This window comes from Photobacterium gaetbulicola (genome assembly GCF_003025515.1).
In the GTDB taxonomy this organism is placed as follows: Bacteria; Pseudomonadota; Gammaproteobacteria; order Enterobacterales; family Vibrionaceae; genus Photobacterium; species Photobacterium gaetbulicola.
In genome coordinates, this window is sequence record NZ_PYME01000008.1 from 1 (window position 1) to 13,124 (window position 13,124).

Here is a 13,124-nt window from a genome sequence, read left to right on the forward strand (position 1 = left end):
GGGGTGGGGCCTGTGTCATAAATATGACTCAAGCTGGAACTGGAATTTTATCTGTAAATACAAAGTAAAACGCCAAATCTTAAGTGCTGGCACTTTCCAAAACTCTAATTAATGAGGCAAACATGAATAACTTTGATTTTTGTAACCCGACTCGGATTTTGTTTGGTGAAGGGGCAGCGAAAAACATGGCGAACTATATCCCGGCAGAAGCGAAGGTGCTGGTGGTATACGACTCAATTATTGAAAAAATCGGCACGTTGGATAAAGTGCTGGCCACTATTTCCAACGAAGTGATCAAGTTCGACAAAATCCAATCAAACCCGAAGTTTGAGATCCTAATGGAAGCTGTGGAGATTGTCCGCCGTGAGAATGTGAATTTTATCCTTGCCGTCGGCGGTGGTTCAACCATGGATGGTGCGAAGTTTATCTCAATTGCTGCGCATAACGAGGCATTTATAGGTAACGAAGCTGATATCTTGCACGTGACGCCAATGACTGATGAGCGTATTACCCAGTCTATTCCTGTTGGTACCGTTGTGACTTTGCCTGCAACAGGCTCGGAAATGAACCCACACGCGGTTATCAGCCACGGTGAGGACAAACTAGGTATTTCATCGCCTTTTGCCTATCCGGCCTTTTCGGTGCTAGACCCAACTTATACCTTCACTTTGCCTCAGTCTCAGATTGCCAATGGGATAGCCGATAGCTTTATCCATACAGCCGAGCAGTATGTGACCTTCCCTGCAGAAGGGCGTTTCCAGGACCGCACTGCTGAAGGCATAATGCGTACCTTGGTGGAAGTGGCCCAGGATAACCTGGAGCAACCAGAAAACTATGAAGCCCGTGCAAACTTAATGTGGTGTTCAACCATGGCACTTAACGGCCTGATTGGTTCTGGTGTCCCGGTGGACTTTGCGACCCACATGATTGGACATGAAGTGACTTCCTTGTTCGGTATCGCCCATGCACCGAGCCTGGTGATTATCATGCCAGCCCTCTGGCGTGTTCGCAAAGAGCAAAAAGCAGCGAAATTACTGCAGTATGCTGAGCGTGTGTGGGATATCACCGAAGGTGCCGATGATGAGAAAATTGATGCGGCAATCGATAAAACCGAAGAATTCTTCCGCTCGCTTGGCCTCAAGACGCGTTTCTCTGACTACGGTTATACCTTTACGGATGTAGAACCAGTATTGGGTCTGCTAGAAAAACATAATATGACCGCGTTATCTGAAACGGGCGATCTTGACCTCTCTTGGTCGAAGCGCATTTTGGAAGCGGCAATGTAAGGAGGGTTTGATGGTAAGCATTGGTTTAATTGCTGCCTTTTTCACGACCGTATCTTTCATTCCACAAGCATTGAAAACACTAAAAACTAGGGATACATCCGGTATTTCTTTACCTATGTATATTATGTTTTTCCTTGGTGTATCATTGTGGATTATATACGGATTACAAATAGGGGATCCATCAATCGTTATTGGCAATAGTTGTGTGTTGGTGTTTATTATTCCGATTCTATATATAAAAGTCAAAGCGGTCAGTGCTAATAAAATTACGGTTTGAATTGTTGAGCTGTGCAAGACGAAGCCTGTTAGTCAGTAATATATTGCCCGGTATTTAACCGGGCATTGCTATTTGTAGAATGAGTAAAAGATGGCAAAAAAAGTAACGATGATGGATATTGCCCGCGAGGCCAATGTATCTCAGACCACGGTGTCATTGGTATTGAATGGCTCAAATGCAGTACAGATATCTGAAGAAACGCGTGATAAAGTTTATTTGGCAGCTGCTGAATTAGGCTACAAAAAATCTGAGACAGTACTAAAACGTATTGAGTCCAAAAAAATTGCATTGGTTCTGGATTCAGTTTCTGACAACGACCCATTTATTGATGCTATTAATACAATTTGGTCTGCAGGTTGGGAAAATGACTATTTTGTATCAACTTTCTATTCAGGTAATAACCCTGTGTTGGAAAAACAAATACAGACTGAAATTTCTTGCAATAATTCATATGTTGGTATTATTTACGCTTCATCTAAAACACGTAAAGATATTGAATTAAAAATCAAAACAAATTTGCCGGTGGTGTTACTAAACTGTACTAGTATTGATAGTTCGATACCTTCGATTATGCCTGCGGACTTACATGGTGGGTATAAGGCGACAGAGCACTTGATCAAAAAAGGTTATAAGAATATAGCTGTTGTCCTTGGTGAAACTTGGATGGAAGCAACACAACAGCGGTTAATGGGTTATGAGCAAGCTTTGATAGATAATCAGTTAATTCCTAAAAAGGAATACCAAGTTGAAGCTGATTGGTCGTTAAAAAGCGCCTATCAGCAAACGAAAAAATTACTTGGATTAGCTAGCCGACCTGATGCGATATTCTGTTTTAGTGATTATATGGCGATGGGGTGTTACCAAGCAATTAAGGAGCATGACTTGAAAATCGGTGAAGATATTGCGGTGATGGGGTATGACAATACGCCTCTTGGCTTAGAGTTGGAGCCGAAATTATCATCGGTGGAGCTACCCTACTCTAAAATGGGAGAGGAAGCTCTGATGAGAGTTGATTTACTAATCCAACAACAGCCCTTGCTACAGAATCTGATCAATTTTTCTAGTGAACTATATGTCCGCGAGTCCACGACAGTTAATGAGCGCTAGTATACATATATGCTCAATGAGCGGTGTGAGTTATCGTCATTATATTACGGTGAAAAGAGGCCGATTGCTCGGCCTCTTTTGTGCTTATGATTAGAGCGTTTTTTCCTCAAATCTTTTGTGGTACAGGTCGGCATTAAACTGTTGGGCGGCTTCGATGAGTTCAACATAAGGCTCATCTGCCACGGTGACAAAGCCTATGTTGTAGTTTTCGCCATCCCAGGCTCGACCGGATGCCGGAGAATCAAGGTACTGGAACCAATGAGCGCCGACGAAATATGGGTTATTTACTACACTCTCCATGTAATGAGTATACATTTTTGCGCGTTCAGCCTGATCAGCGACAGTGATAATTCCACCATGGAATAGGCCAGTATCGGTGGAACCAAAATGGAATTCACCAATGACACTGGGTTTATCTAGCTCTGGCAGTAAGTTTTTCCAATGGGCTTTCTTGCTGTCGTTGAGATCATTGGCATACAGGTTATAGCTCATCACGTCGACGTATTTGGCAGCGCCACGAGCAATTTCTGGTGTGACCCCCCAGTCGGCAAAACGGGCACCTAGATATAAGTGATTAGGAAGCACTTTTTTAACTTCGGCCTGGACGATAGAAAAGTATCGTTCCGATAGTAACTGCAGTAGTTCGGAGTAGTCTTTCCGCATACCTTGTGTCAGTGCCGAGCGGTGCTCAAAGGAAGATTCGAAGGCCGACCAGGATTCGATCTTACTTTGCCACGCCTGATTAAGCTTTTCTATCGATGAGTATTTGGCTTTCAAGTGCTGGCTGAATGCGGTTTTGGCCGGACTTTCTTTGCTGTCGTAGCTTAGGGCGTTAATGATAAGGCCATAGTGGTTGGCTTCATTCATTACGTTACCCCAGCTGATTTCGTTATCGACGAAGACGCCTATTAGCCATGGGTCATCAATGGAGACATGAGAAGCCACTACCTTGGCCATCTCGCGAGTGCTATTAATAAACTCCGGATCAAATGGATCGTGGATAGGCCCCCAGTAATCATTACCAGTGCTAATCCGTTTGTGGTCGCCATTGATCCAACCATGTACTTGATAGGCAATACGTTCGCTGCCGTAGAACATAGGATCGATCCAGTTACCCAAACTGGTGAACCCCCACTCAGTCATTCGGTCGAGGGTAACATCTTTCCAGATCTGCATCGCTTCGGCTTTTTCAGTGCCGTATTTTCGCATCAGGTTAGCCCGGTAAAAGCTAAATACTTCGCCTTGTCTTAACGCACCTGAATGAACAAATGGGGCATAGTCGTAATTGACAGCGAGGGGATCATTTCGTTCGGGTAGCCATTCGAACATTGAGTGGCGTAACGGTGAAGCAATGTTTGCATAATTTGGATCGCCCTTAGTATAGTCAATTCCTGTGATGGTGACTGTATCGTCCATACGGACATTATCAAGCCCTGTCATAAAGAATAGGCAGCCTTGAGGGTCAACCAGCGTCCACTTACCATCGAGTTTTTCGGTGCGGAAAAAGCCTGTCGCCTCTAATTTTGGTCCTTTGTTCCAGCCACCATGAAGGCAGCGGTCAGCCATTGGCGTCGCATTTCCGAGTTGTTCCAGAGCGTGTTGGCCAGCTAGCTGGAGTTGCTCATCGTTGAGGATTTTTTCTGGCCAATCATCACCGGTAAATTGGCCATATTGGTCGATGATATGCTGGTAGCGTGTTACGTCGGCATCAAGGTTCGGGATAAGTCGGACTGCGCCAATTTCGATTTCAGCATCTTTGGTAGGGTTCTGTAGGTATAACTGCAGGCTATGGATATGGCTTGTATTAAGTGCGGTTTCTCCCCAGCCATAACTGATGGCATGGGCATCATAAGAGCGCTTTGGCGGCTCGCTGCGCATGCCAGAGATCATGGCCCCGGCTGATTGTCCCAGTGACAGGTAATACGTACTGTCGCTATTGGGTTGAAGTGTTGCAAAACCAGAAAGGCTGTCTGTCACACCGTCTGCAGTGCCTCCTTGCTGGCTATTTTTAGCTTGATCAACCCGGAAGAATAACTGGACAGCCTCATCGATGGGGTTCGCTATATCAAAGGCAAGGTTGAAATCCCCGAGCTCAGACCAATCCCAGGGCTGCTTAGGTTGAATAACAAGGTTCGGGTAGTCTTCTGTAGCTGGGAAGGTTATGGATTGTTTGCCGTTTTTGGCTGTTTTGTCGAAAGGGGGAATGATTGCCGTACTTTGGTCTTGGGCTATACCTGTTTGTTCTCCATGGGTGAAGTCGGAGATGAGTGCCAAGGTAGGCACAGGGCCTGCATTTATCACTCTCTCTTCGGCTGCTATGAAATCACCGGTGGCATGGGTTAATTCGATATTGTTCATAATAATTGTCTGTGGCTCGATTGGGCCTTGGACATATATTTGAAATTCAGCCAGTTGCCTGAGATTAAGTTGATTTCCTCCCCAATAACCATCGAATTGACGTTTACTGCCATTGAACAGCATTTCTACTGTTTCGGTGGTATTGGGCGCAATCGTGGCAGCATAATTGAGCTGATTCTCTGCGCTACCGATCACACCGAGGTTATCCGACAGTTTTAGGATGATTTTAGCGACTTGGATTCCAGGGTTTGTGATGTCGAGCTTTAAACTTCCCTTGGCATTCCAGTTCCAGGTGCCATTGTCTGGGGTCATTTTTACATTGGGCCACAAGTTGTGTTGGTTCGCAGCTGAAACACCGTCGAAGGAGATGGTATAGCCAATAGGCCGATCCTTGCCTGAAGTCATTGTTAAAGGTGTTAGTTGAACATGTTCCGTGGTTACACGAGGCAACGACAGGATACCGTCAGATAAAGTGGTTATTGATGAGTCATTCTGCTGTTGTCCTTGCTTAGCATCGCTATCGGCGAGGGCCAGTCCACTCGTTGCCGATAAGGTGATCGATGAAAGTAAAATGGCAATTTTTGTTTTACGAGTCCGCATTACTTATTCCTTTCTTAATCAAAAAAGGCCATCAAAGATGATGGCCCAAGGGGTTACCACCATGCTTCAAATTGAGCGCCGAAGGTTAACGCATCGGCTTTGCCAGTCGTCACTCCGTTATTCAGGTCTAGATCCCAACGGTCATAGGCAAGGGTTTCGACATCCTGTTCGGCGTAGGTGACAAAGAAGCGAATTACTGGGCGATCCCAAAAACCACCAGCGAGATGAAGGTTTTGCGATAGAGTGGCTTTGTAACCCGAGTTAGTGCCATCATCGGTAGTATCGATGGCCGTGATATCGATAAACTCGTAGCCTAACTCCAGCTCGGTCGAGGTACGCGAGTTCCAGGTATAGGTATTACGGGCAACAAAAGCGTTCCAGTGGGAGTCTTTGATGCGGATGTCATTGCGACGGCGGGCATCTTCATCGAAACTGGCGGTTTCATGTTGCCAAATGTATGACAGCGTGTAGCTGTCCGTTAGAGTATGGATACCCTGCCAGAAGCCGCCAATTTGATAATCAGGCAACGCTTCCCAGCTGCGGGTCATTGAGCCAGAGGCGTTTTTCGAATAGCGGACAAAGAGCTCGTCGTAACCCGTACGACTTAGCAACAAAAGCTTAGAGGCTAATTGGTAGGCATTAGGTTTGTCATCAGTTTTATTTTCTGAGTCAGGACTGAAAGGTGTGCCGTAGTTGGCATAAAGATTGAGGGTCAGATTATCAGAGAGCTCAATGAAGGAGAGGGAGCTGGTAAAGGCAACCAACTCGCCTGCACCGTCTTGCGGAGCTTCTTCGTAAATGTTTCGCGTGACACCTAGGTGTAGCTTGCCAAACCCGAGGTCGTAGTTTTCAATCCCGAAGCCCAATCCATCATTGGACATCGGTTGAGAATCGGTCAGGAAGGTTTCTACCCGGTTGAAGTAGCGCTTACCGGCCCAGATGGTTGCTTCTGGGTTGGATGGAACAACCCCTGCACTCTTGATGGCTAGTTCATCAAGCGCCAAGCCGCCATCACCATGAACAATGTTAGAGTGAATTGCCCAATCCATGTCGTTCTGTTGCGCCCAGCCGTAACCTAGATGTAATTCAAGCCAATTGGCCTCATTACCGAGACGGCCACCGGAAGAGTTGGTATAGGTATTACCGGGTAGGCGAAAAATGTTCACACCATTATTGGCCCAATCATAGCCACCTGGGCTAAGAATATCGTCATTGGTAATACCGATTCCGCCTTTAGCGTAACCATGGAATGTAAAACCCTCTTCATTGGCATTGGCATTGGCGGTTAAAGCAAATAATACACAACTGGAAAGTGCCGTATATTTTAGTAATGTTTTGTTCATCATCATTCCTTGTGAATATGTAAGCGTAGAAATTAAAAATTGATCATTGTGTGAAAATCAGGTGCAGAAACCCCTGACCTACTAAAAGGCCAGGGCGTTTATTGTTAAAAATTATTTTGTTAGTTGATTAAATCGCTGTTGATAAAGGGAGCTATTAATGGTTTTCGCAGCATTTACCATGCCGTCATAGGGGACGTCTGTGACAGAGACAAAGCCTATGTTGTAGTTCTCCCCATCAAAAGAGCGCCCGGTAATAGGCGAATCAATATATTGGAAATAGTGGCAGCCAATAAAGTAAGGATTATCAACAACACTTTGGACGTAGCGCTCATACATTTCCCCGCGCTCATCCTGGCTTTCTGCCGAGACTAATCCAGGGTGGAAGAAGCCGGTATCACGGGCCCCGAAGTGGAATTCCCCAATGATGCTTGGCATATCGATTTCTTCCAGGAACGTCCAAGGTTCTGGGTGCAATCCTTCCTTGTAGTAGTTGTAACTGACCACATCTGCGTGTTTGGCGCAGGCTCGGACCACCTCTGGAGTCATTCCCCAGTCGGCAAAACGGGCACCTAAGTACAAGTGGTTGGGTAACTCTGCCTTGACGGCTTGGCTGACAATACGAAAATATTCTGAGGCATAGGTTTCCAATAAAAGGGCATAGTCTTCACATTGGGCCTCGTTATGCGCTAAATCACAGACACCTTTGGCGACAATTTCCCATGAAGTGAATTGGGTGGACCAAGCCTGGTTCAATGCTTCTATAGTTTGGTATTTTTCTTGTAGCACCGTCATAAAGACTGCTTTGGTTGGAGACTCAACGGCATCACGGCTCAAAGTATGGATAGGAATGCCATACTGGCCTTGGATCGTACCCATTCGTCCCCAGCTTTTTTCATTATCAATAAAGATGCCGACACACCATGGTGAGCCTTGGATTTCTGCTTTGACTTGCTGAACAGTCGCGATGGCACGCTGTTCGAACTGTGGATCAAACGGATCGGGTAGTGCAGTCCAGAAGTCATCACCGCTACTGACGGTTTTAAAGTCCCCGATAATCCAACCATTGGCAAAGAAAGGGATCTTTTCGTTGCGATAAAACTCGGGTGCAGCCCAGTTTCCCAAACAGGTAAAGCCCCAGTTGAGCATGCGATCTATGGTGACATCACTCCAGATCTGACGGTAGTTCTCGCCATATTTTCGCTGCAAGTTGGCGGCATAAAAGCTGAAGGTTTCGCCTTGTGCTGTTGGTCCTTCCCACAGCTCACGCATGTAACCGTAATGCTCTGCCAGTGGGTCGTCGTAACTAGGTAGCCAGTTGAAACAATTCCTGCGCATATCGCTGGCGATAAAGGCTGTTTGTTTTGCTTCGCTCGAGACGGTAACTTTTTCAATGGAATCTTCCGGGGTGAGATCATCGGCTTGGCGCTGCTCTATCTTTGAATGATCGTAATCAACTCCAGTCATGGTGTAGGCATTGGCAAGACGGATAATGTCGATACCCGTTGCAAAGTACGGATAACCTTCTGGATCGATCAAAGACCATTTGCCGTCGATCTTCAAAGTGCGGAAATAACCAGTTGCTTCAAATTGTTTAGCGCCGGTGTAGCCACTGAACGTTGAGCGTTGGGGCATTTTTCCTGCTTTCAATGTTTCCAATTCAGCATCTTTTAATGCTAGAAGTTGGGATTCAGAATGTACTTTCTGAACATAGTCGACATTGGCATTCTGGCCGAATTTATCAATGATCCCTGTTAGGTAATCAGGGTTGGTGGGTGGCGATTGGATTAGGCGGAAATTACTTAATACCAGCTCATGATCAAGTAACGAGCCATGAATGCTGAGTTCAATTTTACAGATGCTGGTTAAATCAATATTGATAGCACCCCACATCCAAGTTGCATATTCGTAAGGTGTGTCAAAAGGTGCAGGATTGGAGCGCAGACCGGAATAATGGTTGGTTTTACCTTGTAAGTAATCTCCTTTTAGCTCACAAATATACGTTCTAGGATTACGGCAAGCAGGAATAGTGATGGAACGGCTGTGCATTTCATCTTGTGTATTAAAGATATTAATAAACACTTGGGTTGAGTGATTGGCTAAGTTTGAAGCATCAAAAGCAAAACTGAAATTAGGGAGCTGACTCCAATCCCATGGCATTTCCGGTACAAGATTGGTAGCGGTGTAAAAGTTATCTTTGGCACGGCTAGTTATTCTTACCCCGTATTGATTTTCACCAACAGGGGTAATAAAAGCATCGGTATGGAGAAACATAAGTTCATTGGGTAATGATTCTCGAGAGAAATTGAGTAAACGGTGCTCTTTGAGGTAAGGCACTTTTTGTGTGGGTTCAATGATTGAAGTAGACACAGTAAAACCTCATTGGGTGCGGGAGTGGGGTTGCTTTTTGTAAATACAGGGGAAAGGGCACCGAAATGCCCTTTCCATTGGTCGTTAAGCTGCTGCTAGCGATTCTTTATTAGTATCAACAGCGGATTTTTTGCTGCTGAGGGTAAAGAAGGCAAGAATAGTCGCGGCTGCAGCAAATAGACCGAAATAGATGTAGCTCAAGGCAAAACCGTGGGTGTCATACATAACGCCCATTACCGGTGCTGCAATGGCGGTAAAGATGTTGTTGACGACCTGGAAACCAAACATATAAGTGAATGAGTTAACCTTTTTGTTAAATTGCTCGGCAATATAAGCAAAGACAGAAACAATAAGCAGTGGGTTAACAATACCGAACAGTAGTTTGGCAAAGACCGCCATGTAGAGGTTCTTCTCACCAAGACCGGCATAACCAATAAGAAGTAGGAAAGAAGTGATACCGAAGGCGGTGAGGATCAGGCTACCTTTTGCACCAATTTTCCTGATAACAAATGGCACCGCTGCACTGACAAAGAACAGGAAGAAAGCCGTAATACCATCCATGTTGGAGCTAAAAGTGATGCCTTGCTCCTGAGTTTCGAAGAAGCTGACAAAGTAGCGGGTAAATTGGGACATTGATGTCCAGAAGACAACAGAAATGGTGCCCGCGTAAGTCATAAAGGCCCACATTTTAGGGTTTTTCAGCAGTTGGATAACATCATGTTTTTCGATTTTTTCCGCTGAAATAACATGGTTGTCGGCATTATCAAGATGTTTGACTTTCAGCATAGCGATGAACATCAGCATCAATGCAGCAGCAACACTACAAGCAACGAAGATCAAATCAGGGTTGATGTTGTATAGGAAGCCAGCAAGGATGGCTGATAGCCCCCACGCTGCAATACCAAAACCATTAACAAGACCAAAGTCATAGTCATGGCAGCGGGCAAAGCGCTCGCTGTAGGAAGCAATGACACCACTACCAGCCTGGAAAAGTAGACCAAGATATATGGCTCCGATAATGACACCAAACTTGAAGGTCGATGGATCTGCCAATAATGGGCCATAGACATAGATATAAAAGGGGCCGATAAGTAAGCTGAGAGCGGCAATAAAGTACATTAGATGTTTCTTCAAGCCAAGTTTGTCTAGCATGTAGCCAAAGGCCGGTTTGAACAGTACTGCGAGTCCAGTTTGTAAACCAAAGAGCACACCAATTTGTGAACCGTCAATGCCAATTCGATCATTGAGCCATACGGCAAATAATGAGCCAGAGCTCAGTGACCAGAAAAAGTTGTAGAAAAAATAGGCGAGGCATATTTTCGCCATGGCTAATTTGTTCGAGTCGGTATTCATTGTAACTCCATCCATTTTCAAAGCTGCAGGTAAAGGGGATAACCCCGATATTTACGTCGATAAACAAATACTAATAATATTAGTGTTAACGATCAAAATATTAGTTGTGCATTTTGGGTTTTTGTCACACTACCAACTAAATATATTAGTAAATAGGAGATCTTTGGCACACTTTTATCGTTTTTACATGTGTTTAAAGGGGGGTGAGGGTGTGGTTTTGAGCTTTCTTTTTGGTAATAATATTAGTATTGTGGGTATAAGGTCTCCTAAGCTCGAAGGTAACCGTAAAGTCTAATAGTGTTTGAGGGTGGCGGTTTAATGCTTGTAAGCTTGGTAGGAGCTAACTATGTCAAGGTGTCGAATTTATGGTAAAGTTTCTCAATCGCAGCGGGCATAATGAAGTAAATAATGGCAAAAAAAGTAACAATGATGGATATCGCCCGAGCAGCTAATGTCTCACAAACAACGGTATCCTTGGTACTCAATCAATCTCAATCTATACAGATTTCTGATGAAACACGCAATAAAGTGCTGTCGGTAGCCGATGAACTGGGTTATGCCAAGAAGTTATCGTTTTCAAGAAGTCAGGAGCCGAAGAAGATTGCCCTAATTTTGGACTCCATTTCTGATCACGACCCATTTATGGATGCTATCAGTACCATCTGGAACTCTGCCTGGGAGTACAATTATCTGATTTCTACCTTCTACTTTGGTAACAATCCAAACCTAGAACAGCAAATTCAGGCTGAAATTAGCTGCAACCAAACGTATGTTGGGGTGATTTACGCTTCGTCAGTAACGCGTCGTGATTTGGCTCTGAAAATCAAATCTGAACTGCCAACAGTATTGTTGAACTGCAGTGCCAAAAATAATCCATCCCTGCCATCTATTTTGCCAGCTGATTTACATGGCGGCTATGTTGCAACGGAGCACTTGTTGCATCAGGGATACAAGAACATTGCCATTATCACCGGAGAGGCTTGGATGGAATGTTCTAACCAGAGGCTAGAAGGCTACAAGCAGGCCTTAATCGATCATAATTTGGTGCCTAAATCAGCTTACATTGTTGAGGGAGACTGGTCGCTAAACAAAGCTTATAAACAAACCTTGAATTTACTGGCTTTAGCAAATCGTCCAGATGCTATCTTCTGTTGCAGTGATTACATGGCAATGGGATGTTATCAGGCAATTAACGAGTCAGGACTAAGGGTTGGTAAGGATATAGCCGTTATAGGCTATGACAATGCAAGTCATGGTCGGGAGTTAGAACCACAACTTTCCTCTGTTGAGTTACCCTATGCACGCATGGGGGAGGAGGCTCTTATAAGGGTTGACTCATTGGTTAAACAGCAGCCTTTGATGCAGCTGGCAATGAGTATTCCGAGCGAATTATTTATAAGGGGCTCTACACCAGGAGTTGAGTGAAGACAGCTTTCTGTTTAGACAAGAACAAAAAGAGCCTCAAGTGAGGCTCTTTGTTTGTCTGCTTGGAAGGCTTATTACAGCGTTGAGATGTAGTGCAGTACTACATTTTTAACAAACTTCTGGTTGTCAGTCGCCGTTGATGGGTCGTACTTGCCGCCGTTGGTCAGGTTGTTCGATAGGATACGGATACCCAGGAATGGAATACCGTAAGCTTCAGCCATCATTGCTGCAGACGCAGTTTCCATTTCTTCTACACTAGAACCGAAGTGCTTGTTCAACCAGTTCATGCGGTCGATTTCATTGTTCCAGAAGTTGGCAGAGCCGATAGTCCCTTCAACAACCTTACCGCGCTTATGCGTCTCTTTTACCGCATGTGCTGAAGCCAGTAACTCTGGGTTAGCTTCGTAGTAACGGACTTTTTCTGCATCCACCGCACCGTCGCCTTCACCCGCGCTGCCTTCAGAGGCCATCACATCCATCGGGATCCAATTCATTGGGTTTGAGCCTTCGCCTTCACTCAGTACAGGGGTTTTGAAATTACCTGCGTTGAAAGAACGCTTGCCAAGGACGATATCACCTACATTCAGTGATTTATCGTGGCCGCCAGATGTACCTTGGTTGATGATGGCACGGGGCTTATAGCGCTCGATAGCAATTGCAGTCGCCGCAGCTGTGTTTTCAACACCCTTGCTGGTTTTGGTGACGACAATCGGGTAGTCGTTCAACGTACCAATGTAGAAAGTGAAGTTGCCGCTGTGTTCGATGCGAACATTTTTTAGCAAATCAGCAAAGTACTCCGCTTCGATAGGCATCGGGCCCTGAATTAGGATTGGTTGCTTAGGGGCTGTGTTAGCTGGAACGGTTACACTCTTCACGGTTGAAGCTGTGGCAACAGTAGAGAGAAGAAGTGCTCCTACGACGAAAAACACTTTTTTAGTTTGCGATAGCATGGGGTGATCCTTGTATATAGCTTAAACGCTTAATTTATGCGGCTCGGAATATACACGG

9 protein-coding genes are annotated in these 13,124 nt (G+C 45.1%); 4 read left to right on the plus strand and 5 right to left on the minus strand.

Going from position 1 to position 13,124, the window contains the following annotated elements; genetic code table 11:
• Positions 1-122: 122 nt before the first annotated feature.
• The 3 genes from C9J03_RS08695 (at position 123) to C9J03_RS08705 (ending at position 2,670) form a co-directional block, all read left to right on the plus strand.
• Positions 123-1,286 carry an iron-containing alcohol dehydrogenase gene (locus tag C9J03_RS08695; RefSeq protein WP_044620685.1) on the plus strand — a complete coding sequence of 388 codons (1,164 nt, stop codon included), beginning with the start codon at positions 123-125 and terminating at the stop codon, positions 1,284-1,286.
• 10 nt (positions 1,287-1,296) lie between these two features.
• Positions 1,297-1,563 carry a SemiSWEET transporter gene (locus C9J03_RS08700; protein ID WP_039465535.1) on the plus strand — a complete coding sequence of 89 codons (267 nt, stop codon included), beginning with the start codon at positions 1,297-1,299 and terminating at the stop codon, positions 1,561-1,563.
• Between the two features lie 90 nt (positions 1,564-1,653).
• A complete protein-coding gene (locus C9J03_RS08705) occupies positions 1,654-2,670 on the plus strand; it encodes a LacI family DNA-binding transcriptional regulator (RefSeq protein ID WP_044620686.1) in 1,017 nt (338 codons plus the stop codon).
• A gap of 90 nt (positions 2,671-2,760) precedes the next feature.
• On the opposite strand, the gene C9J03_RS08710 is transcribed toward C9J03_RS08705, so the two are convergent.
• From C9J03_RS08710 to C9J03_RS08725, 4 genes are all read right to left on the minus strand, one after another.
• Positions 2,761-5,628, minus strand: a complete 2,868-nt coding sequence (locus C9J03_RS08710) for a beta-galactosidase (protein ID WP_044620687.1) — start codon at positions 5,626-5,628, stop codon at positions 2,761-2,763.
• A gap of 53 nt (positions 5,629-5,681) precedes the next feature.
• Entirely contained in the window at positions 5,682-6,971 is a 1,290-nt protein-coding gene (locus tag C9J03_RS08715) for a carbohydrate porin (RefSeq protein WP_044620688.1), read from the minus strand.
• Between the two features lie 111 nt (positions 6,972-7,082).
• Positions 7,083-9,338 carry a beta-galactosidase gene (locus C9J03_RS08720; protein WP_044620689.1) on the minus strand — a complete coding sequence of 752 codons (2,256 nt, stop codon included), beginning with the start codon at positions 9,336-9,338 and terminating at the stop codon, positions 7,083-7,085.
• 84 nt (positions 9,339-9,422) lie between these two features.
• A complete protein-coding gene (locus C9J03_RS08725) occupies positions 9,423-10,691 on the minus strand; it encodes an oligosaccharide MFS transporter (protein ID WP_039465548.1) in 1,269 nt (422 codons plus the stop codon).
• Positions 10,692-11,099: 408 nt separating this feature from the next.
• Here C9J03_RS08725 and C9J03_RS08730 point away from each other — a divergent pair, with 408 nt between their 5' ends.
• Entirely contained in the window at positions 11,100-12,116 is a 1,017-nt protein-coding gene (locus C9J03_RS08730) for a LacI family DNA-binding transcriptional regulator (protein ID WP_044620692.1), read from the plus strand.
• A 74-nt stretch (positions 12,117-12,190) separates the two neighbouring features.
• On the opposite strand, the gene C9J03_RS08735 is transcribed toward C9J03_RS08730, so the two are convergent.
• Positions 12,191-13,066, minus strand: a complete 876-nt coding sequence (locus C9J03_RS08735) for a 5'-methylthioadenosine/S-adenosylhomocysteine nucleosidase (RefSeq protein WP_044620693.1) — start codon at positions 13,064-13,066, stop codon at positions 12,191-12,193.
• Positions 13,067-13,124: the final 58 nt, after the last annotated feature.

Coding starts and splice junctions, on each gene's coding strand:
- C9J03_RS08695 (WP_044620685.1), top strand. CDS start 123: ATGAATAACTTTGATTTTTGTAACCCGACTCGGATTTTGTTTGGTGAA.
- C9J03_RS08700 (WP_039465535.1), top strand. CDS start 1,297: ATGGTAAGCATTGGTTTAATTGCTGCCTTTTTCACGACCGTATCTTTC.
- C9J03_RS08705 (WP_044620686.1), top strand. CDS start 1,654: ATGGCAAAAAAAGTAACGATGATGGATATTGCCCGCGAGGCCAATGTA.
- C9J03_RS08710 (WP_044620687.1), bottom strand. CDS start 5,628: ATGCGGACTCGTAAAACAAAAATTGCCATTTTACTTTCATCGATCACC.
- C9J03_RS08715 (WP_044620688.1), bottom strand. CDS start 6,971: ATGAACAAAACATTACTAAAATATACGGCACTTTCCAGTTGTGTATTA.
- C9J03_RS08725 (WP_039465548.1), bottom strand. CDS start 10,691: ATGAATACCGACTCGAACAAATTAGCCATGGCGAAAATATGCCTCGCC.
- C9J03_RS08730 (WP_044620692.1), top strand. CDS start 11,100: ATGGCAAAAAAAGTAACAATGATGGATATCGCCCGAGCAGCTAATGTC.
- C9J03_RS08735 (WP_044620693.1), bottom strand. CDS start 13,066: ATGCTATCGCAAACTAAAAAAGTGTTTTTCGTCGTAGGAGCACTTCTT.